Source organism: Fibrivirga algicola, from assembly GCF_011742925.1.
GTDB classification, from domain to species: domain Bacteria; phylum Bacteroidota; class Bacteroidia; order Cytophagales; family Spirosomataceae; genus Fibrella; species Fibrella algicola.
On record NZ_WAEL01000006.1, the window covers coordinates 328,562 to 350,791 of the forward strand.

The window sequence follows — 22,230 nt, forward strand, 5'->3', positions numbered from 1 at the left end:
AGATGATTGAGTGCATGTTAAGTGAGCCGCTGCCTATGAGGTAAGTAATCGACTCGTAGATAAAACAGCAAACCACCGCCAAAAATTACACCCAAAGACCACGGCCTTTGTAATATTCACGGCCGATTTCTTCGATTTCGGCAATCGAGTAAGAAAGCCAGCCCCGCTGCTGAAACTGACGGAGGCGGCGACGCTCAAACCAGGAAAGACTGCCGTCGATTAACACCCCGAAAATGATGAGGCGTTCAAGCGGCCGACGTACCTCTGCCGGTGCTTCAGCGAGGCGGTCGAGGAAATGGCCAGTTGGCTTAATGACCTGAAGGCCAAAACGATCCATCAAGGTTTCTGTCAACAACAGATGCGCATAGTTGTACTGACGTTTCAGAATAGCTACGTACTGCAACGCTTCAGGAATCAACTCACAAAAAGACTGGTTATGCTTCCACTCTTCGTGCAGGCTATCCACAAACTCACGAATGGTGAGCGGAGCCATCACCCGAATCTTCGCCTCGTGAATAACCTGATCTGATGCCCAAATATTCCAGAATGCGTAAATTGGCATACCGGCCATATCAGTCACCTGCCGCAGGAGAAACCGACCAAAAAACTGCTTCAGTACGAATTTGAGCACAACGTTACTCAAGGCTGCTTTCAGCTTGTTGACAACGAAGAAGGCAGTAAGTCCCCATTGTGGTAGACCCAGGTAAGGATTCATGCCAAATCGGAAAATGCCCTGGTTTTCTTTCTCCTGTGCGGCGTCGGCCAGCGCGTGTAGATGCCGCTCATATTGAGCGTCATGCTGCCGGGGAAACTGGCATACAGCCATCACGTACCGAACGGCTCGCAGGTTGATGTACAACAATCCGTAGATCTCCAGGTACACAAGCAACACACCATATAGTAGCGTTACAAGTGGTAGTTCATAGGTCGTATCCCAGATATGGATGGCCGTATTTTCGAAAAAGGCAGGCCAGAAATATTGTGGCAGGTAGAGAAGCAATATGCCGAGTACGCCGAACGTACCTGCCATCGCCAGCGTTTGCCAGCGAATCTTCGCAATGACATGACTTTCCCGGTTGTTCATTACAAACGGTTCGTCGATAGGATGCGGTGACTCTAATGCCCCCCGTAGGTAGCGCAACGCTAACTGGTCGATGGGACCAGGTGTGTTGTCGGGCGGTTGAGTAGACATTGGCAGGGTAACTTGCATCAGAATGGTTTGTAGGCTATACAACTGTGAAACAGGCAGGCGTGTTTTGAAACGCTACGTATGTATTTACTTGTTGGTCTTTAAAACCGGGCGGTAACGGTAACTTATCGACCCTGCCCAACAACTTGACTACCAGTAGATAGGCAACACATTACCCGACGCAGTTATCAATGCATTTTGACGATACCTTTCGTACCCTGGCTACTCCAACTACAGGTGAGTTCCGTGATCGGGGAAGTAAATTTCTGGCTTTTGCCTATCCCATACGTTCGGAGATAGATACCCGAACCTACCTGGATGCCTTGCGTACCCAGCATCCTAAAGCTGTTCACCATTGCTACGCCTACCGCCTTGGACTAGACCGGAATAACTACCGGGCCAATGATGATGGAGAACCCGGCGGCTCAGCCGGACGGCCTATTCTAAACGTGCTGTACTCTCGAGAGTTGACCAACGTGCTGGTTGTGGTGGTTCGGTATTTCGGTGGTACGCTGCTGGGGGTACCTGGTTTGATTAACGCCTACAAAACGGCCACCGTCGCCGCCCTTGATGAGGGAGTCATCACGGAGCAAACCATCAATGAGACATATCGGGTACGTTACCCGTTCGAGCAGATGAACGATGTTATGCGCCTGGTGAAAGAGCAGCAGCTAACCGTTCTGAAGCAGGACTACGACACCGCCTGTATTTTGGAAGTAGAAATCCGCAAGTCGCTGGTCGGCACCGTGCTCGAAAGGCTGGCGAAGCTGGAAGGAATTAGTCTAACGTTTGTGGTTTGAGGTTTGTAGTTGCTCCGCTGAAGCACTTGGCTGTGGTTTAGCGAAGCGACTGCAAACCTCAAACTACAAACGTCAAACTGACTTACACCTGCTGCAACGTTTGTAAACGCCAGTAGAAGCCACCTTCGTTGGCGAGAAGTTCCTGGTGGTTGCCCTGTTCAACAAGCTGTCCCTGATGGACTACCAAAATCTGATCGGCGTGCTGAATGGTGCTGAGGCGGTGGGCAATTACTAGCGTAGTGCGGTTGGCCATCAGGCGGGTCAGTGCTTCCTGTACCAGCTTTTCCGACTCTGTATCCAGGGCCGACGTAGCCTCGTCGAGGATCAAAATCGGAGGGTTGCGCAATACCGCCCGGGCAATGCTGATGCGCTGCCGTTGTCCACCCGATAATTTGCTGCCCCGGTCGCCGATGGTTGTCTGGTAGCCGTTGGGCATCTTACTGATAAACTCATGGGCATTGGCAATCCGGGCGGCCTGCTCTACCGCTGCCTCAGTGGCGTTGCTACCAAATGCAATGTTGTTGAAAATGGTATCGTTGAACAGGATACTCTCCTGCGTCACAATGCCCATCAGATCGCGCAGGGAAGCTGTCTGACATTCTCGGAGATCATGTCCGTCGATACGAACGGCACCTGAGGCAGGGTCATAAAAACGAGGCACCAGATCGGCTAACGTCGACTTACCACCGCCCGATGAGCCGACCAGGGCAACGGTCTGACCTTTTTCGATGCGAAGATTGATACCTTGTAATACAGGCGAGCCTGCTTCGTAGGCAAACGATACATTTTCGAACGTGATGTCGCGCTCAAAACTCGTTAGCTTCATAGCGTTGGGCTTGTCCACGACAAGGGGCTGGGTATCGATCAGGTCTAGTACCCGCTTGCCGGAAACCAACCCACGCTGCGAACTGCTGATGGCGTTGGAGATATCTTTGGCGGGCCGCGTCACCTGCGAAAAAAGGGCCAGGTACGTAACGAATTCTCCGGCCGACAGGTCAGACTGACCGGACAACACCAGTGAACCGCCGTAGAGCAGAATGCCCGACAATACGGTTACCCCCATAAATTCGGAGAATGGTGAAGCCATTTCCCGCCGATTCGCCAACGACCGGATGGCATCGCGGTAGCCATTATTCTCCGTTTTGAACTTGTTGAGCGTGAAGACTTCGGCATTGAAACCTTTCACAACACGCATACCGCCGAAGGTTTCGTCGAGCACACTCAGCAGGCTGCTCAGCCTATTTTGCCCCTGGGTGGCGTCGCGCTTCATGCGGCGAACAAGCGTGGCAATGATGCCTCCCGAAATAGGGATGACCAGAAAGGCGACAAAGGTGAGCTTGGCCGAAATGGAGAAGAGCGTGATCAGGAAGAAAACAAGCGTAAATACCTCCTTCGACGCCGCTGATAAGGTATTGGCAATCGAGTTTTCTACTTCCTGCACATCGGTGGTGATGCGGGCAATAAGGTTACCTTTCCGTTGATCTGAGAAATAACCGAGGTGCAGTTGGATCGCCTGCGCAAACACAGACTCCCGTAGGGTGGCCACCATGCGCGCCTTAAACGATTCGAGCTGCCTGACAGACAGATACTTGAACACATTACTGAGCATAACCGACGCTACTACCGTGCCGCAAACGAGTTTTAAGGCTCCCAGTTGCCCATACTGCTGAAACTGACGGGCAAAGTAGTAGTTGAACAGATCGATAGGCGACGTGCCCAGCGAAAACGTTGGCGCAGGCTGGCTCAGCACCGCCTGCAACTGCTCGGGCGACGACTGCTTGAACAGCACGTTGAGCAGGGGAATCAGCAGGGTGAAATTCAGCGTTGCAAAGAGCGCCGCCAGCAGCGACGTCAGCATGAACGGTACTAAAAACCGCCCCAGCGGCCTGCCGTACGAAAGTAGGCGGAAATATGTGTTCATCTTGAAAATCAAGCGGTGAGCATCGAGAGGCAGGAGGTGAGCATCGGGCGTATCAGGTTGCCTATAACTTTATGTCTTACCTTTCGAGGCGTACCTCAGTTAAATATCGCCCAACTGTGGCCGCATCAATATTTCCTCGAGCACAGCGGTCTTGGGTAATGTGCAGGCCGCCCACACAGTTTCTGCTACGTCATTCGCCTGCATAAAGCGGTCGGAGGGGAGATCGGTGCCTTCCCAACTGGCGGTAAGTGTAGCGCCGGGTAGTATGGCTGTAACACGCACACCACTCGGTTTTAGTTCTTCGCGCAGGACTTTGCTCATGCCCAACAGGGCGAATTTCGAAATGCAGTACGAGCCGCCGTTGGTATAGGCTGTGATGCTGGCCGTTGAACACATCATGATAATGTGGCCGTCGCGCCGGGCAATCATATCGCCAACCAGGCCACGAGTGAGGTGATAGGCGCTGGCAACATTGGTGTTCATCAGCGTCTCAAACGTTCCCTCGGCCTCATTATGAATCTGTCCGGGCTGGAACGTACCTGTGTTGTTCACGAGTACATCTACCGGCCGATTCAGGCTTTTCAGGTACGTGACCAGGGCATCAACACCGCCCCGGGTGCTCAGGTCGGCGGCAAAAGGAATAAGCCCCGGCCCTTCAATTCCATCAACGTTGCGGGCGCAAAGCACGGCATCATAACCGCGCGCCACGAATGTATCGACAATGGCCCGGCCAATGCCTTTTGAGCCGCCGGTTACCACGATGAGTTTTTTCATGCCACAAAGTTCGGCCATTCAGCTATCAAACGGAAACAGGGGCCGAAACCATTCCTTGGCTGTGGCCGTTGATTGCCTTAGTGGCCGCCCTAAACGGGTTGTTCCGGCCTCGATTTTTCTCCTCATATGGTTACCCTTGGTCGGTATTTTATATTTCTGGGTACGTTGTTTCGCGACCGCGAGCGTACATCAGTTTACCTACGCCTGATCCTCGACGAATGTGTCAGCATCGGTGTCAACTCGGTTTTTATCGTCGCAATCGTATCCTCCTTTATTGGAGCCGTTACCTGCGTGCAAACGGCCTACAACCTGGATAATCCCTTTGTGCCGCGCAACATCATTGCGTTCATCGTTCGCGACAGTACGATTCTGGAATTCGCACCAACCATCAGCAGCATTGTGCTGGCCGGAAAAGTAGGTTCCAGTATCGCCGGTCAACTGGGCACAATGCGCGTGACCGAGCAGATCGACGCTCTGGAGGTGATGGGGATTAACTCGAGTTCGTATTTGGTGTTGCCCAAAGTAATCGGGGCCATGCTTATGTTTCCGTTGCTGACCATGATGGCGGCGTTTCTCGGTATTCTGGGCGGGTATCTGGCAGGTGTTCTGGTGGGGGTAATCTCGCATGAAGACTTTATCTCGGGACTGCGGTTCGATTACAATCCCTTTGGTATCAAATTCGCCCTCATCAAAACGGAAGTGTTTGCCTTTCTGATTGCCACTATTTCGGCCTATCAGGGCTTTAACGTGACGGGTGGGGCGCTGGAGGTTGGTAACGCATCGACAAACGCAGTTACTGCCAGTTGTATCTCAATTATTGTTGCCGATTTCGTACTGACTCAACTCTTATTGGCCTAACGGACAGATGATTGAGATAAAAGATATTCAGAAAGCCTTTGGTGGCCGCCAGGTACTGGCTGGTATAGATGGCTGTTTTCAACCCGGAGAAACCAGTTTGATCATTGGTGGAAGCGGTACCGGGAAAAGCGTATTGTTGAAGTGTATGATCGGACTCGTGGAACCCGACATGGGCGAGGTACTCTACGACGGCCGTAATTTCCTGACTGCCGACGACGATACCCGCAAAGCAATCCGCCGCGAAATGGGTGTCCTCTTTCAGGGTTCGGCCCTGTTCGACTCAAAGAGCGTGTTTGACAATGTTCGGTTTCCGCTCGATATGCTGACGACTATGACGGAAGACGAAAAGCTGGAGCGGGCGCACGCGTCGTTAAAACGGGTAGGTCTTGAAAATGCCGAAGACCGGATGCCGTCTGAGATTTCGGGTGGTATGAAGAAACGGGTTGGTATTGCGCGGGCTATTGTCATGAACCCCAAATACCTCTTCTGTGACGAACCCAACTCTGGCCTCGACCCGTTAACATCGATTAAAATCGATCAGCTTATCAAAGAGATTACCGACGAGTATAAGATCACGACGGTCGTTATTACGCACGACATGAATTCGATGATGGAGATCGGCGAGAAAATTATGTTTCTCTACGAGGGAAACAAACTGTGGGAAGGCAATAGCGACACGTTGGCTCACTCTGACGTTGAGCGACTGAACGAGTTCATCTACGCGAACAAATTGCTCCGTGAAATGGAAGGAAGGAAGGTTTGAGGCTGCGCTCCTAATCGAGCGCTCTATTGCCTTAGCAGCGCAGCATAAAACCGTAAACCTCAAATCTACTTTACCGCTACCCCTTCTTTCCGGGCTTTGGCTTTTTCCAGTACATACTGGCCTACTTTCCGACCCATCACCGAGCCGTTTTCAAGCGCCGAGCGGAAGTGGATACCGCCATACAATCGGCTGACAGACGCTTCGTTGGCCGCATCATAAAACGATTTGAAGGAACGTACCCCGTGACCATACTTGTACTCGGTCGAGTCGGTGAACGCAATGTTATCGCCTATCAACTGGGTCAGCACTGTGGCAGCGGCGGCAGTAATAGTGCTATGCCCGCTTGGGTATTCCGGAAATGGGGGCGTTTGCAGGAATGGCGCCCATTTGGGGTCAATTGACTTGTTTATTACTGTTTCTGGCCGAACCGTTTTGCTGCGGTACTTCTCATCCCAGCAGGCAATGAAGCCATCGGCTAGGGCGAATGAGGTAAGCGTATAGGCTTCGGCCATACGCATGAGGCCCAGTTTCTGTTGTCGCCCCACCGTTTGAGCAATAGCAAGCCAGTGACCACCCGGCGTCATCTTCTTCGATGCGTAGCTCACGTGGCCAGCTACGTTCATTACAAAAGCGTTATCATCCCAGAAATAGGCGATGTCTGACTGTTCTTTGCTCAGCTTTTTGCCAGTTTCATACACCTCCATCAACTCTTTCTCATACGGACTGCCTTTGGCCATGCTGTAAGCATAAGGACGGGGGGGCATAAATTGATTGCAGGTATCCATGACCCAGCAGCGTATATTGTTCCACTTTGGCTCAGCGGCGTCCATATAGGCGGGTGGCGTTGGTACCCACGTTCCCTCATCGTTTGTAACTGTGTGCTTGAATCCACGCGTCTGCTTATAGTGGTCTTTAGCGGCCAGATCGAGTACATTTTTTGCCACCGCTTCACCATAAGCCATTGATCGTTCGATGACATCGCTCGGCACGCCGTCTTTCTCGAACTGTTTGTAAAAACCGGGCTCAAAATCGTCGTAAAAATTGGTTGAGAACGTCAGCGCGTGCGCTACGGTCAGGAAAGCTTTTGCCCCGGCAATGGGGTAGCAATATTCCTTACCGGCTTCGGGCTTCGGGCCCGCTGCGAACGTTTTTACTTTACCACTCATCGACTCGAACTCTGGATTGAACGGTACCATGGCTTCGTAGCCGGCCAGGTTGGCGTATCCGTATATGCGGCTGGCGACAGGGGGCGAGAAAATGTCGTGAATAACAACTTCCGTGAGCTTGTTGACACAGGCATTGTAACGTTCTGGGTCAACTGCTTTTGGCATATACTCTTCTGGTTTAGCTGATTGACACCCTGCTGCCCCTAGCAACACCAGCCCTAACAGCCAGTTGCAGAGTAAAGTATTTATTTTCATAGTTGGTTATACAAGAGTACCGCACCGGCGGATCGGTCTTACAAAATTACGCGATTTTCTATGAAAAAAAGAAGCTATAGAACGGAGTTACAGAGAGACCCATATAGTTACTCAAAGTTTAATTCCCTCTGAGTAACTATATAGGTCTCTCTGTAATTCCGTGCTATAGCTTCCTTACATGTTTATCCCTGCACCTAGTTGCTTGGGCTTACATCGCCTTTCCAGACGTTGTTCTTCGAGTTGTAGTCCGGTAGCTTTTGATCGGGGTCGATTGTCACCTGCGAAACGGTCGAGGTAGTGTTAGCCTGGAAGCTCCAAGTCCCCCCCCGCTGCCAGATTTCAACCGGCAGTTGCACGCGGGTTTTCTTACCATTGCTTTCCTGAATCTCTACTACGGCAGGCATAGCCAATTTGTCGAGATTCTCGATCGTGATGATACTACCTTTTTCGGGGGCCGAATCGGTGTATTTCACGCCTTTCACGCTCTGATCGAGCTTCCAGGTCTCGAAGAACCAACCGCGCCAGTACCAGCCCAGATCTTCGCCCGCGCCGTTTTCCATACTGCGGAAAAAGTCGTGTGGAGTTGGGTGTTTAAACGCCCACCGCGCTACATATTGCTTAAAGGCGTAGTCGAACCGATCAGGGCCGAGGATGCTCTCGCGCAGGATACGAAGACCCATACCCGGCTTGTAATAGGCCAGAATGCCCAGATTGCGGGCCGCCTGCACATCGGGAATGGTCATAATCGGCTCAACGGGTGAGTAGAGGGCAGGAGCTACGTCGTGCATAGTGCCGCGCTCCCGGTCATATTCGCCTTTGTTGAACGCCGCCGTCGACAGGAAGTTGATAAAGGTGTTGAAGCCTTCGTCCATCCAGGCGTATTTCCGTTCGTTGTTCCCCACAATCATCGGGAACCAGTTGTGGCCAAACTCATGGTCTGTTACACCGAACAGGCCGTCTTTCTTCGAGTTGTGCTGACAGAACACAATGCCGGGGTACTCCATACCGCCTACAATACCGGCTACGTTGGTTGCTACCGGATATGAGTATTCGAAGACGTACCCAGAATAGAACTCGATGCTGTGCTTCACATATTCCGTAGAGCGGTTCCACGAGTCGTTGGTAGCGCTTTCGGCCGGATAAGCTGATTGAGCTAGTGCTTTTTTACCGCTTGGTAGGTTGATGCGGGCGGCATCCCAAACAAACGCTTTCGACGAAGCCCAGGCCACGTCGCGCGTGTTGATGCATTTAAACCGCCACGTCAGCCTGCCCGATTGTTTGGGGCGTGAAGCAGAACTGGTTACCTCTTCTTTGCTGCGAATCATTACGGTTTTGTCGCTCAGTTTTGCCTGCGCCAGCCGTTTGATCTGCTCAGCCGTTAGCACTTCGGTGGGGTTCAGCAATTCACCCGAACCAACAACGATATGATCCCAGGGAACGTCGATGGCGTATTCGATGTCGCCGTACTCCAGATAAAACTCACCGGCACCTAGATAAGGCAGTGTGTTCCAGCCTTCAATGTCGTCATACACGCACATGCGGGGGTACCACTGCGCCACTTCATAAATGATACCGTCTTTGCGTTTCAACTGCCCCATCCGGTCTGATCCGTACTCGGGAATCTTGAATGAATAGCCGATTTTAATCTTAATCACGTCGCCACCTGGCTTCATGGGCTCCGATAGCTTGATCTGCATCCGGCTGTCGCTCACGACGTTTGGTGCCGCCGAGAACTTACGGCCCCCCTGCTCAACCTGCACGCTGGTGATGCCATAGCCGCCCGCGAAATCCTTGTTACCGAAACGTCCGCCCTGAATGGGGGTGGTTTTGGCCGCCCGCGACGAATCGCTGAACGCGTTCTGGTCGAGTTGCAGCCACACATAGTTGAGGCTCTCGGGCGAATTATTCTTGTACGTAATTTCTACCTCACCGCTTACGCTCTGAGCTACATCATCGAGTTTTACGTTGATTTTGTAATCGGCCCGGTTTTGCCAGTAACGAGGTCCCGGTGCACCGCTGCCCGTCCGGTAATCGTTGCCGGGCTGCATATTAAATAAGGGGTGAAACAACACACGGGGGTCATAACCGCTGGTGGTTGTTGTCGATGAAGTCTGGGCCATACCCTGCCAGCTAAGCAGACAGGCGACACCAATAAGGAGTTTTTTCATGAACAAAAATTGTAGGAAAGTCACCCAATAGAGCAACGAACGTATTACTCTGTAAAAATAGCAGGGTTCTAACGAAATAAAATTCTGTACTGGATGGACGGTTTACTTCAGTGCTTCATACAAGATCTCGGCTGGGTGTTTTGCGGTTCGCTGGGCACCATCGTGAATCTGATGGCGGCATGACGTACCTGCGGCTGCAATGATGACATCGGCGGGTTGTTGCCGAACCGTTGGGAGCAGCACCAGTTCGCCCACTTGCATCGACACATCATAATGCTCCTTCTCGTACCCAAATGAGCCGGCCATTCCGCAGCAGCCCGACGGAATGATCTCGACCGTGTAGTTCTTAGGCAACGATAAAATACGCTTGCTCGGTACCAGCGACGAAACCGCTTTTTGCTGGCAATGCCCGTGCAGTTTGATCAGCCGTTTTTCGTCGGTGAACAGAGTAGGGTCAATGAGCTTGGCGTCGAGTTCACGGGCAATGAATTCCTCAAAGGTCAGTGCGTGTTTAGCGAGCTCACGAGCCGCCTCTGCCAGCGACGCGTCGACCAGGTCGGGGTATTCATCGCGGAATGTAAGAATAGCCGACGGTTCCAGACCCACCAATGGTGTTTGGTCATTGATTATGTCCTGCAGGTCGCGGATATTTCGTTCGGCCAGCGTTTTGGCGTACTTCAGCATCCCCTTCGATAATGCTGCCCGCCCACTTTCGCCGTGAGCCGGAAGAATAACGTCGTAGCCAAGTCGCTCAAGCAGCATTACCGCCTTCTGCCCAACCTCTACATCGTTGAAGTTCGTAAACTCATCACAGAAGAGGTGGACCTTTTTGGCCGATGTCGGCAACGTACCTGGTGTTTTCCATCCGGCGAACCACTTCTTTACTGTTGTACTGTGCATCAATGGCATCGTCCGGTCGGGGTGGAAACCAACGAGGCGGTTGGCCACACGGCGTAGTGACGACGTACCCAGCACCGCGTTCCAGGCCCAGGGCACATAACTGGCCAGACCCGATAGGCGGGCAAAATTGGCAATCAACCGCGACCGGATGGGTACACCGTTAGCATCGTAGTAATGCTGTAGGAACTCGGCTTTCAACTTCGCTACATCCACGTTCGATGGGCACTCGGATTTGCACGCTTTGCACGACAAACATAGGTCGTACACCTGCTTGATCTCTTCATGGTCGAACCGGTTTTCTTTCGGCGACCGCGTCAGCATTTCGCGCAGAATGTTGGCCCTGCCCCGTGTCGTGTCTTTTTCGTTGCGCGTAGCCATGTAACTAGGGCACATCGTACCGCCCGACACCTCCGTTTTACGGCAATCGCCAGAGCCATTGCACTGCTCGGCGTGTTGCAGTACGGTTTGGTTGTTGTACCGGAAATAGGTCTGGAAATCGGGCGTTTGCTGATCGGCTTCGTAACGTAGGTACGTATCCATCGGGGGCGTATCCACAATCTTACCCCGGTTGAAAATGCCCTCTGGATCCCAGAGTTGCTTTACCTGCCGCATCAACTCGTAATTGTGTTCACCGACCATTTGTGGAATAAACTCGCCGCGTAGCCGTCCGTCGCCATGCTCGCCGGAGAGTGAGCCGTTGTATTTCTTCACCAGCGTGGCAATTTCTTCGGCAATCATCCTGAACTGGCGATGTCCTTCAGCCGTCTTCAGATTGATGATGGGCCGTAAATGCAACTCGCCTGAACCAGCATGGGCGTAATGCACCGATGCCATGTTGTGAGTCTTTAGAATCTCATTGAACTCTCGAATGTAATCGGGCAGGTCGCGCACGTCAACGGCGGTGTCTTCAATTACGGCTACCGCTTTTTCGTCGCCGGGCAAATTCCCCAACAGGCCCAAACCGGCTTTACGAAGGGTCCAGATTTTTTTGGTGTCTTCGCCAAACAGCAGCGGATAGTGGTAACCGAGCCCTGCTGCCCGCATCTCGGCTTCCATGTCGGCGGCCGTCACCTCGATCTCTTCCCGCGTTGGCTTCGACAAATCAACGACAAGAATAATGGGGAAGCCGTCGGTCGGGGTTTTCTGGACGAAGAAGCTGTTTTTGCGCTGTTCCGGGTTCGAGTCGGCGCGCTCCAAAATAATGTCGTCGATCAGCTCAACGGCTTGCGGCTTGTATTTCAGCGCCACCAGTGTGGCTCGTAGAGACTCGTCGATGCTGTGGCAATGCACGCAGACCAGTCCTTGTTCTTTGGGGGGGAGCGGCACCAGGTTCAGCTTGATCTCCGTCATGAAGCACAACGTACCCTCCGAGCCGGCAATAAGTTTGCAGAAGTTGAACGCCTCGCCGCCCGGTGTGAATGGCTCGCAGTTCAGCAACTCATCAAGCGCATACCCGGTGTTACGCCGCTCTATACTTGCTTTCGGAAAGTGGCTCCGTATTTCCTGCTGATTAACCGGACTAGCCAGCATGGCGTTGGTTTTCAGCAGAATCTGATCGGCCAGGGTAGCACTTCCGTTCTTGCGGCTGGCTTCACCAACCGCCTTGGTAAAATCCCAGGCCGACTGGCTGCTGAACTCCACTTCTGATCCGTCGGATAAAAGTGCTTTCACCGACAGCGTATGCTCGCGGGTGGCCCGGTACACTACTGAGTTTGAGCCGCAGGAGTTATTGCCCACCATACCGCCAATCATCGCTCGGTTTGCCGTCGATGTTTCGGGGCCGAAATAAAGGCCGTATGGTTTTAAGAAGAGGTTCAGTTCGTCACGAACGACGCCCGGTTGTACACGTACCCAACGTTCGTCTGGATTGATCTCCAGGATTTTAGTGAAGTGTTTCGATACGTCAACAACAATTCCTGCCCCCACAACCTGTCCGGCCAGCGATGTACCTGCCGTACGCGGAATTAGGGATACCTGCCGTTCCCGCGCCAGTTGAATCAACGCCTTTAAATCAGCAACTGACTTTGGCATGGTTACAGCCAGCGGCATCTCCCGATAAGCCGATGCATCGGTGGCGTAGAGCGTACGATAGGTTGAATCGCTAAAGAAGTCACCCTCAAACGAAGGGGGGGGCAACAGAGGAAAAACGGTAGGTGTCATGTAAACTGAAAAGCTTTGGAGCCGGCCAATACAGAAACTACCCCGTATGCCCTACACCCTGCTTCTATTGAGAGCATAAATTTAACTAAAACCAGCCCAATGGGAAAACGTAAATTCCTAACTGTGTATACATGTGTCTGGGAAAGAAGAGCTTACGTGACTAAGTATAAATGGGGGTGTATCAGGCAGTTGTTAAGTGTAAATACATGAATTCAGTAGTTATCGCTAATAAACTACTAAAATTATATAGTATTGTTTAAGTACTATTTTAACAAACCTCTGTATTAATTTATCAAACATGAATTTGTACCTAAAGGATTAATTCTTGTAATTTGTCGGCTACTTCATCTATACGCTCAATATTTTCTAAATGCAGTGCTATGTGAAGCCCATTTTAGTAGGGTTATCATGTATTGGTTTCAGCCTGCTTTATGGAAAATACTGCGTTGTGTAGAAGGGGTATTTATCACCAAAAAACTTTTACTAACCAATTTAACAAACCTATGATGGACAATTCCTACTCAGTAGGTTACGCCACAGTTACCAGGCGTATGCAGTCCGTTCGGTCGTCTCTTCAGTTGGGACTACTGTCGGTGCTCATGCTATTCCTTATGCTGAGCAGCCAGTTAACGTTTGCGCAGGACAACAGCGTGACGGGTAAAGTATCAGACAATAGCGGTCGGGGTTTACCCGGCGTTAGTGTCAGCGTAAAAGGCACTACTCGGGGTACCAACTCGGATGCCGATGGTAATTTCAGAATTGGTGTTCCAGCCAATGCAGTACTGGTATTTAGTTTTGTGGGCTTTGAGAGCCAGGACGTTACGGTTGGCGCCAAATCGGTAATCAACGTAACGCTTCTGGAAGATAACAAGACCTTGAATGAGGTAGTAGTTATCGGTTATGGTACCGCCAAGAAGAAAGATCTGACCGGTGCGGTAAATACGATTGGCACCAAAGATTTCAACAAAGGCATCATTACGTCACCAGAACAACTGCTTCAGGGCCGGGTTCCGGGTGTGGCAATCACGCAGAACAGCGGTGAGCCAGGCGGTGGTATCAACATCCGTATCCGGGGTACGTCATCAGTTCGGAGCAACAACAACCCACTATTCGTAGTGGATGGTGTGCCCCTGAGCGGTGGTGAAACATCGGCCGGTGGTGATAACTCAGGTATCGGTTCTACAGCGGCTAAAAACCCTTTGAACTTCTTGAACCCGGAAGATATTGCCAGTGTCGATATCCTGAAAGATGCGTCGGCAACTGCGATCTACGGGTCACGTGGTGCCAATGGTGTTGTACTGATCACGACCAAGAAAGGTAAAACCGGTAAAGGTAGCCTGGAGTACTCGCCATCAGTTGGCTTTAGCACGATCACCAAGCGCTATGATTTGTTGAGCGCTGACGAATATGCTAAGCTTCAGCCTACGCAGGACCTGGGCGCCCGCGTAGACTGGCAGGATGCACTCTTCCGTACAGGTGTTACTAACCAGCAAAACCTGGCCTACGGTGGCAGCGATGGCGTTGGTGGTAACTACCGCCTCTCACTGGGCTACCTCGATCAGCAAGGTATCATGCAGACGAGCGCCATGAACCGGGTGTCTGGTACGTTCAACGCCAACAAGAAGTTCATCAATAACAAGTTGAACGTCGGCGTGCAGCTGACTCTGTCTGAAACGAAAGACAAGAATATCCCCGTAACAGACAACGCTGGCTACCAGGGTGACCTGCTGGGCGGTATTCTGAAGTCGAACCCAACACGGGCGATCTACAAAGCCGATGGTTCATTCAACCAGTCGACAAACATCGCTGAGCCAAACCCACTGGCGCTGATCGGTCTGTCGAAAGACAACACCAAGACGCTGCGTACGCTGGGTAACATCAACGCGGAATACGAAATCATCAGTGGCCTGAAATTCAAGGCTGTATACGGTTTCGACAAGTCGATGTCATCACGGAAGGCCGCGTTCTCACGCGATCTGCTGTATCAGGACATTCAGAACGTGGGTCGATTAATCTTGAGTGATATCGAAATTGATAACACCCTGCTCGATGGCTACTTCACGTACGACAAAGAGTTTGGCAAAGTATCGGTAAATGCCCTGTTGGGTTATGAATACCAGAGCTTCGACAACTACTACAAGCGTACTACGGCTACAAACTTCCGTACCAGCAACCTTGATCTGATGCTCAACAACGCAGCGTCGGCCGATAACTCGAAAGGGTTCGGTAGCCTGCTGGCTAACTCAGCGTCATCACGCGATGAACTGCAGTCGTATTTTGGCCGGGTAAACGTTGGTTTCGGTAAACTGCTGGCTACTGCCACATTGCGGGCCGACGGATCAACACGTTTTGGTCCAGGTAAGCAGACAGGTTATTTCCCATCGGCCGCAATTGCCTATAAGCTGAGCGACGAAGCCTTCGTTCCTAAAAATATCTTCTCTGACCTGAAAGTACGGGTTGGCTACGGTATTACTGGTAACCAGGAAATTCCGCACAACCTGTATCAACAGCGTCAGCGGTATAGCGACTGGGGTGGTAACGCCGACGCAACCAACATCAGCGGTGGTGGTCTGAACGACGTAGCGTTCCCGAACCCGAACCTGAAGTGGGAGCAAACAGCACAAACCAACATTGGTATCGACTTCGGTATCGCTGGTGGCCGTGTAACGGGTAACCTCGAATACTATTCGAAAAACACGACTGACTTATTGATTCAGGTAACGTCGGCTCAGCCAGCCCTATCACCATTCGTGTGGAAGAACCTGGACGCCAACGTAATCAACAAAGGGGTTGAACTGGGCTTGAACGTAGCTGCTATCGACAAGCCACAATTTGGCTGGGACGTGCAGTTCAACATGGCTTACAACAAAAACGAAGTGCAAAACTTTGCCGGTCTGATCAACACGGGCGCTATCAGCGGTCAGGGTCTGACAGGGGCGTTTGCACAGCGTATTGCTGAAGGCCAGCCGCTGTTCGCGTTCTTCCTGCGTGATTTTGGCGGATATGACGAGAACGGCAATACGATCTACCCAAGCGGTGACGTACAGCGGTTCCTGGGCAAAAGCCCACTGCCAACCTTCACAGGTGGTCTGACCAATAACTTCCGTTACAAGAACCTCAGTCTGAGCTTGTTCTTCAACGGTGTATTTGGTAACTACATCTACAACAACACGGCCAACGCTTACTTTACGAAAGGCTCGTACAACAACGGCCGTAACGTAACTCGCGACGTACCTACGCTGGCTGAAGGCCCATTCAACGCGCCCGACGTATCAACCCGCTTCCTGGAGTCTGGTTCGTTCGTTCGGTTGCAAAACGCCAGCCTGAGCTACCGCTTCAACACGGGTAAGTCACAACTGTCGAACCTTCGCCTGTTTGTAGCCGCTCAGAACCTGTTCCTGATCACCAATTACAAGGGTCAGGATCCAGAGGTAAACACGAACAAGTCGATCAACGGTGTACCATCACTGGGTATCGACTACACGGCTTACCCCCGTGCCCGTACAGTGACAGTTGGTGCTAACATCGCATTTTAATCAGTAAACACGATAAAAACCATGACTAAGAGAGGACCTTTGAACCTCCTAACACTCGGTTTGAGTGTTAGCCTTGCCACCCTTTCGGGTTGCACCGATCTGGTAGTAAAAGAGAAAGATTCAGTGGTTGTAACGCCAACGGATCCAACTAAGCCAGACCCTAACTTTAACGCAGCAGAGGCCCTTCGGTCTGCTTATATCGATTTGGGTGCTTTCACTGACCAAGGCAGCATGTACTCGCTGGGTCAGCATACATCAGCCGAGATGATTCCGCCAACGCGGGGTGTAGACTGGGGTGATAATGGCGTATGGCGTACGCTTGACCAGCACACCTGGGATGCGACGCACTCGAACGTACTGACGGCCTGGAACCAGCTGAACCAGCGGGTATTCAAAGCCACGCAGTTGATTGGTTCAGGTAAAACGACGCCACAGCAACTGGCCGAAGCGAAATTCCTACGCGCCTGGAACATGTTCCACGTGATGGATCTGTGGGGTCAGGTTCCTTTCCGGGAACTAACTGAAGGGGTAGACGCGAACCCGAAAGTGAAATCACGCTCAGAAGCATTTGACTTCATCGTGAAAGACCTGACCGAAGCGCTACCTAACCTGCCGGAAGCTAAGCCATCGGTACAGGACAATACGGTTGCCTCTAAATCGGCGGCCAACTTCCTGCTGGCTCGCCTATACCTGAATAAAGCCGTATACAAATCAGCAAAAGCTGAGGGTGGATACACCTTTGATAAAGCTGATATGGACCTGGTCGTGAAGTATGTCGATGCCATTACGGCTGCTGGCTTCTCGCTGAGCCCTGACTACTACAAGACGTTCACTTCATCAGGTGCCAATGAAGTAATCTTCGCCAGCGGCGAGGGTACGCCTCAGAACCGTTGGATGATGACGTTGCATTATGACCAGAACCCATCGGGCTGGAATGGCTTCGCCACACTGGCTGACTTCTACGATAAGTTCGAAGCAAACGACGTTCGTAAAGGACAGGCTGCCAAGAAAGATGGTAGTGCCTATGCTGGTATTGGTAAAGGCTTCCTGATCGGTCAGCAGTTCGACGATAAGGGTGTTGCCATTACTGATAGCCGTTCTAAAAAGCCACTACAATTCTCACGTGATGTAGCCTTGGCTGGCACACCAACCGAGAAAGGGATTCGGGTTATCAAGTATCACCCAGCTGATGCAGGTAAGTACATCCTGATGCGTTACGCAGATGCCTATCTGATGAAAGCAGAAGCTCTGCTCCGGAGTGGCAATGCACCTTCAGCGCTGACTCAGGTGAACGCGTTACGTACAATTCGTAAAGCCTCCGCGCTGACTGCACTGACCAACGACGTCATGTTCGATGAGATCGGCCGGGAAACGTATTGGGAGGGAAGCAAGCGGACGGTTGAGATCCGTTTCGAAAAATTCCTGACTGGTACGGGTGTTGATCGCAAAGACCCAGGTACGGTACTGTTCCCAATTCCATCAGACGCAATTACGTCGAACCCGAATTTGAAGCAGAACGTGGGATATTAATCCGAATTCGTATTTTTGAGTACCAAAAAGGCTCGGCTCTGTCGAGCCTTTTTGGCTTTTAATTACGCCCATACTTATGTGGGTTTATAGCGATGTTAATCCAATCACTTATACGCTTTTTACCGTCCACGATTAGCCTGTTTGTAGTGGGCATCATTGCAGTTTCATGCATTGGTAAACCTGATGCTGACGTGCTATATAAGGCGCTGAAACCGGGCGAAGCCCAGTTTGTCGTTCGTATGGATGGGGACGATTTTTATAAAGAAGACAGCCGTTTCAAGGGCGAAGTCACTGTAAGACCCAGCTCAATTCGGCTCAACCTGTTCGATCAGTACGAAAGCAACACTATTATCACCCTGGGGGGAAACAGACTGCTGGAGAAGCGTCCTGTAGATCAGTTGATTACGCTTAATGACCAGAGTTTGAATAGCGTTATGATTGGTAGGGTGCGTGATAAAAAAGAACGGACAGGCGATGGGTTCATTCTGACCGAAGGCACGGTCACGATCGATCATTTGTCAGATGAAAAAATAGTCATTCGCTTTGCTGGTAAAACCGGAAACTTTAACACGATGAACAATCGTGATACCTGGAAAAAACTTGAGGCGTTGCTCGTCTACCGAAAGCCAACGATTACCGTGCCCACGGGCGACAGGCAGACGCTATTTTACTAGAGTCTACTAAACCGATCAGGTTTCCATAATCGTATGGGCTTTAGTGAATAACTTTGGATTAGCGTACCGTAACTAACCTATGAGCATCACAGTAACAACGTACCTGAGGTCAACCATCAGCTTCCTTTTTGTCTTGTTTCTAGTCGCCTGTTCGTCTAAGAAAAGCGACACGTTGTTTGAAAAGATGGACAACGAGGCCATTGGGGTCACGTTTCAGAATAAGGTCGAAAACCGCGCCGATTTCAACATTTTTAACTACCGTAACTTCTATAACGGGGGTGGTGTAGGCGTGGGTGATATCAATAATGATGGCCTGTCCGATATCTTTTTTACCTCCAATATGGGGTCGAATAAGTTATACCTGAACAAAGGCAACTGGCAGTTCGACGATATTACCGATAAAGCCAGTGTTGGTAGTAAAGGGAAATGGGGCACAGGCGTGGTGATGGTCGACATCAACAACGACGGGCGGCTCGATATCTACGTTTGCTACGCTGGGTATCAGAAAGGTGTTGACCAGCGCAAGGAATTATACATCAACCAGGGCAACGGCCCCGACAACGTACCTACGTTTACCGAAGAAGCCGCGAAATATGGGCTCGACGATAACGGATATACCACCCACGCTGCTTTTTTCGATTATGATAAAGATGGCGACCTCGACTGCTATATCCTGAATAATAGTTTTATTCCGGTAAACACGCTTAACTACGAAAATAATCGGGACGTCCGAGCCGAGGACTGGCCAGTGAAGGACTTTCTGAAAGGTGGTGGCGACCGGCTGATGCGCAACGACAACGGCTTGTTTCACGACGTTTCCAAGGAAGAAAACATCTACAGTAGTTTGATCGGCTTTGGGCTGGGCGTAACGATCGGTGATGTAAACGGCGATAACTGGCCCGACATCTATGTCTCGAATGATTTCTTCGAGAAGGATTACCTCTACATCAACCAGCATGACGCTGCTGGTCGGCACACCGGATTCAAAGAGGAAATTGAGCAGCGGATGAATCACCTAAGTATCGCGTCGATGGGGGCCGATATGGCTGATATCAATAATGATGGTTACGCCGAAATCTTCACCACCGAAATGCTGCCTCGTGACGAGAAACGGCTAAAAACGACGACGTCATTTGAGAACCATTACCTGGCCAATCTAAAGCAGGAAAAGGGATACTACAGGCAGCTACAGCAAAACTGCCTGCAACTGAATAATCAGAACGGCACCTTCAGCGAAATTGCCAACTACGCCGGCGTTGCTGCCAGTGACTGGAGCTGGGGAGCTCTGCTGTTCGACGCTGACAATGATGGCTACAACGATATCTACGTTTGTAATGGGATTTACAATGACGTGGTCGATCAGGACTTTATCGACTTTTTTGCCAATGAACTGGCGCAAAAGATGGTACTTTCTGGCGAGAAAAAGCAGTTTGATGAGATTGTGAAGAACATGCCTTCCCGGCCGATCCCCAACTACTTCTTCAGCAATAACAAGAACCTGCGCTTCACCGAAACAGGCGAAGCTATGGGCCTGGCCGATCCGTCATTTTCGAACGGAGCGGCGTATGCCGACCTGGATAATGATGGCGACCTCGATCTGGTGGTCAACAACGTGAACCAGCCGTGTTTTGTGTACCAGAACCACGCCGAGAGGCAAGCAGCTACGAATCAGTTCCTGCGGGTAAAACTCCGGGGCGATGGCCGGAATACCTATGCTATCGGATCTAAGATCGAGGTGTTTGTCGGCAAGCAGATCATTAGCCGGTACATTGCCCCCTCGCGTGGGTTCCAGTCAAGTACCGAATACATCCAGACAATTGGCTTGGGGACCACAAAACAGCCTGATTCAGTGCGTGTGACCTGGTTCGACGATCAGGTGAGTAGTGTGAAGGCCCCCAAAGCCGGATCAACACTGCAACTGGCCCACAATACGGCCAAACCAGGGCCAGGCAAGCTTATGCCGGGTACGCCCCCGACAACGCCCGGCCCGGTACGGCAGACGTTGGTTACGAACGTACCCGCCCCCTTCGAGGCGCATCGGGAAAATCGTTACGAAGACTTTTTCGACGAGCGGAATATTCCCATGAAATTGTCGTCAGAAGGGCCAAAGGCGGCTATAGGCGATGTAAACGGCGATGGTTGGCAAGATGTGTATATTGGTGGTGCCAAGGGCCAGGCGGGGCAGTTATACCTACAATCCGGCGTAGGATTTACCAAATCGAACCAGCCTGCTTTTCAGGAACTGAGTGATTTTGAAGATACCGCCGCCCAACTGTTCGACGCCGATAGAGACGGAGATCTGGACTTATTCGTAGGCAGTGGCGGCAATGAAGCACCTGCAGGTTCGCGCGAGTTGATGAACCGCCTGTTTCTAAATGACGGAAAGGGAGCCTTCAGTCTCGACAGCCGGGCCCTGCCACCAGCATCGATGAATACGTCGGTAGCGGTGCCCTACGATTACGACGCAGATGGCGACCTCGACCTATTTGTGGGGAGCCGGAGTTACCCGAAAGAATACGGCATGAGCCCGGCGAGTTATCTGCTGCAAAACAATGGCACAGGTACGTTTACCAACGTAACCCGGACTGTAGCACCTGATCTGGCCGAGATAGGCATGATCCGCGACGCCGTTTGGGCCGACCTGACCGGCGATGGCCGCGCTGAGCTTGTTGTCGTTGGCGACTGGATGAGCCCGCAAGTGTTTAGTTACACCAGTGGCCGATTTACCCAGCTGACCACTGGCCTCGGCGACCTTTCCGGTATGTGGGGCAGCGTGGCGGTCGCTGATATCGATGGTGATAAAGATAGCGACCTGATCATCGGGAACATTGGTGAGAACTTCGCCCTCAACGCCGATGCCGAGCATCCGTTGAAACTGTGGGTCAATGACTTCGATAAAAATGGTATTCTGGATAAGATCATGACCAAGACGATCGACGGTCGTGACGTGCCTGTATTTCTAAAGCGGGAAATGGCCGAACAGTTTCCATTCCTGAAAACCAAGATTCTGAAGCATAGCGATTACGCTACCAAAACCTTACAGGAGCTTTTTCCCGCGAATGTGCTTGAAGCCAGCCGGGTTAAGACACTAACCTATCGCCGGTCAATTATAGCGCTCAATGATGGTAAAGGCAGCTTCACGGTGCGCGATCTGCCCAACGCCGTACAGATGACTTGTGTTAATGCAATTGCTACCGAAGACCTGAACCGCGACGGCCGGAAAGACTTGGTATTGGGGGGCAACTTTACGCACTTCACCCCCCAGCTCGGGATGATCGATGCCTGCCAGGGGCTCGTCTTGCTGAATCAGCCTGGTGGTACCTTTCGGGTGCTGTCGAGTAAAGAAAGCGGCTACCTGACCAGCGGTGAGGTAAAGCAAATTAGTCCGTTGACGATCAACAAACAGCGCTATTTGCTGACATTAATCAATAATTCGGTACCTGGTTTAGTTAAGATACGCTAACTGAATCTGTGCAGATTCGGTCAGCGAAACGCGCTCATAGTAAAGGGTCTACTCTGTAAGAGTAGGCCTTTTT

The 22,230-nt window shown here is 51.4% G+C and carries 13 protein-coding genes; 7 read left to right on the top strand and 6 right to left on the bottom strand.

Annotated elements, in window-relative coordinates; all coding sequences use genetic code 11:
• Positions 1-85: 85 nt before the first annotated feature.
• Positions 86-1,192, bottom strand: a complete 1,107-nt coding sequence (locus F7231_RS17645) for an LBF_2804 family protein (protein ID WP_208295633.1) — start codon at positions 1,190-1,192, stop codon at positions 86-88.
• A 188-nt stretch (positions 1,193-1,380) separates the two neighbouring features.
• On the opposite strand from F7231_RS17645, the gene F7231_RS17650 reads away from it, so the two are divergent.
• Complete coding sequence (locus F7231_RS17650) at positions 1,381-1,989, top strand: IMPACT family protein (protein ID WP_166692880.1); 609 nt, start codon at positions 1,381-1,383, stop codon at positions 1,987-1,989.
• 82 nt (positions 1,990-2,071) lie between these two features.
• On the opposite strand, the gene F7231_RS17655 is transcribed toward F7231_RS17650, so the two are convergent.
• Both F7231_RS17655 and F7231_RS17660 read right to left on the bottom strand, forming a co-directional pair.
• Positions 2,072-3,910, bottom strand: coding sequence for an ABC transporter ATP-binding protein (locus F7231_RS17655; RefSeq protein ID WP_166692881.1), 1,839 nt, complete (start codon positions 3,908-3,910; stop codon positions 2,072-2,074).
• Positions 3,911-4,009: 99 nt separating this feature from the next.
• Positions 4,010-4,684, bottom strand: a complete 675-nt coding sequence (locus F7231_RS17660; protein WP_085415056.1) for an SDR family oxidoreductase — start codon at positions 4,682-4,684, stop codon at positions 4,010-4,012.
• Between the two features lie 126 nt (positions 4,685-4,810).
• Here F7231_RS17660 and F7231_RS17665 point away from each other — a divergent pair, with 126 nt between their 5' ends.
• On the top strand, positions 4,811-5,542 hold the full coding sequence (locus F7231_RS17665; protein WP_085411847.1) for an MlaE family ABC transporter permease: 732 nt from the start codon (positions 4,811-4,813) through the stop codon (positions 5,540-5,542).
• Positions 5,543-5,549: 7 nt separating this feature from the next.
• On the top strand, positions 5,550-6,305 hold the full coding sequence (locus F7231_RS17670; RefSeq protein ID WP_085411848.1) for an ABC transporter ATP-binding protein: 756 nt from the start codon (positions 5,550-5,552) through the stop codon (positions 6,303-6,305).
• Between the two features lie 65 nt (positions 6,306-6,370).
• On the opposite strand, the gene F7231_RS17675 is transcribed toward F7231_RS17670, so the two are convergent.
• The 3 genes from F7231_RS17675 to F7231_RS17685 all read right to left on the bottom strand — a co-directional run bounded on the left by F7231_RS17675 (position 6,371) and on the right by F7231_RS17685 (position 12,954).
• Positions 6,371-7,726: a vanadium-dependent haloperoxidase gene (locus tag F7231_RS17675; protein WP_085411849.1), complete on the bottom strand. Its 1,356-nt coding sequence runs from the start codon at positions 7,724-7,726 to the stop codon at positions 6,371-6,373.
• A 194-nt stretch (positions 7,727-7,920) separates the two neighbouring features.
• A complete protein-coding gene (locus tag F7231_RS17680) occupies positions 7,921-9,894 on the bottom strand; it encodes a M1 family metallopeptidase (RefSeq protein WP_166692882.1) in 1,974 nt (657 codons plus the stop codon).
• Between the two features lie 102 nt (positions 9,895-9,996).
• Positions 9,997-12,954, bottom strand: coding sequence for an FAD-binding and (Fe-S)-binding domain-containing protein (locus F7231_RS17685; RefSeq protein ID WP_166692883.1), 2,958 nt, complete (start codon positions 12,952-12,954; stop codon positions 9,997-9,999).
• 503 nt (positions 12,955-13,457) lie between these two features.
• Between F7231_RS17685 and F7231_RS17690 the strand changes: the two genes are divergently transcribed.
• From F7231_RS17690 to F7231_RS17705, 4 genes are all read left to right on the top strand, one after another.
• Positions 13,458-16,490, top strand: a complete 3,033-nt coding sequence (locus F7231_RS17690; RefSeq protein ID WP_085411851.1) for a SusC/RagA family TonB-linked outer membrane protein — start codon at positions 13,458-13,460, stop codon at positions 16,488-16,490.
• Between the two features lie 60 nt (positions 16,491-16,550).
• Positions 16,551-18,020: a RagB/SusD family nutrient uptake outer membrane protein gene (locus F7231_RS17695; protein WP_229365059.1), complete on the top strand. Its 1,470-nt coding sequence runs from the start codon at positions 16,551-16,553 to the stop codon at positions 18,018-18,020.
• 92 nt (positions 18,021-18,112) lie between these two features.
• On the top strand, positions 18,113-18,694 hold the full coding sequence (locus F7231_RS17700; RefSeq protein WP_166692884.1) for a hypothetical protein: 582 nt from the start codon (positions 18,113-18,115) through the stop codon (positions 18,692-18,694).
• Between the two features lie 79 nt (positions 18,695-18,773).
• Positions 18,774-22,157 (top strand): VCBS repeat-containing protein, encoded by a 3,384-nt coding sequence (locus F7231_RS17705; RefSeq protein ID WP_166692885.1) that lies wholly within the window; start codon positions 18,774-18,776, stop codon positions 22,155-22,157.
• The last annotated feature ends 73 nt before the right edge of the window (positions 22,158-22,230 follow it).

Coding starts and splice junctions, on each gene's coding strand:
- F7231_RS17645 (WP_208295633.1), bottom strand. CDS start 1,192: ATGTCTACTCAACCGCCCGACAACACACCTGGTCCCATCGACCAGTTA.
- F7231_RS17650 (WP_166692880.1), top strand. CDS start 1,381: ATGCATTTTGACGATACCTTTCGTACCCTGGCTACTCCAACTACAGGT.
- F7231_RS17655 (WP_166692881.1), bottom strand. CDS start 3,910: ATGAACACATATTTCCGCCTACTTTCGTACGGCAGGCCGCTGGGGCGG.
- F7231_RS17660 (WP_085415056.1), bottom strand. CDS start 4,684: ATGAAAAAACTCATCGTGGTAACCGGCGGCTCAAAAGGCATTGGCCGG.
- F7231_RS17665 (WP_085411847.1), top strand. CDS start 4,811: ATGGTTACCCTTGGTCGGTATTTTATATTTCTGGGTACGTTGTTTCGC.
- F7231_RS17670 (WP_085411848.1), top strand. CDS start 5,550: ATGATTGAGATAAAAGATATTCAGAAAGCCTTTGGTGGCCGCCAGGTA.
- F7231_RS17675 (WP_085411849.1), bottom strand. CDS start 7,726: ATGAAAATAAATACTTTACTCTGCAACTGGCTGTTAGGGCTGGTGTTG.
- F7231_RS17680 (WP_166692882.1), bottom strand. CDS start 9,894: ATGAAAAAACTCCTTATTGGTGTCGCCTGTCTGCTTAGCTGGCAGGGT.
- F7231_RS17685 (WP_166692883.1), bottom strand. CDS start 12,954: ATGACACCTACCGTTTTTCCTCTGTTGCCCCCCCCTTCGTTTGAGGGT.
- F7231_RS17690 (WP_085411851.1), top strand. CDS start 13,458: ATGATGGACAATTCCTACTCAGTAGGTTACGCCACAGTTACCAGGCGT.
- F7231_RS17700 (WP_166692884.1), top strand. CDS start 18,113: ATGTTAATCCAATCACTTATACGCTTTTTACCGTCCACGATTAGCCTG.
- F7231_RS17705 (WP_166692885.1), top strand. CDS start 18,774: ATGAGCATCACAGTAACAACGTACCTGAGGTCAACCATCAGCTTCCTT.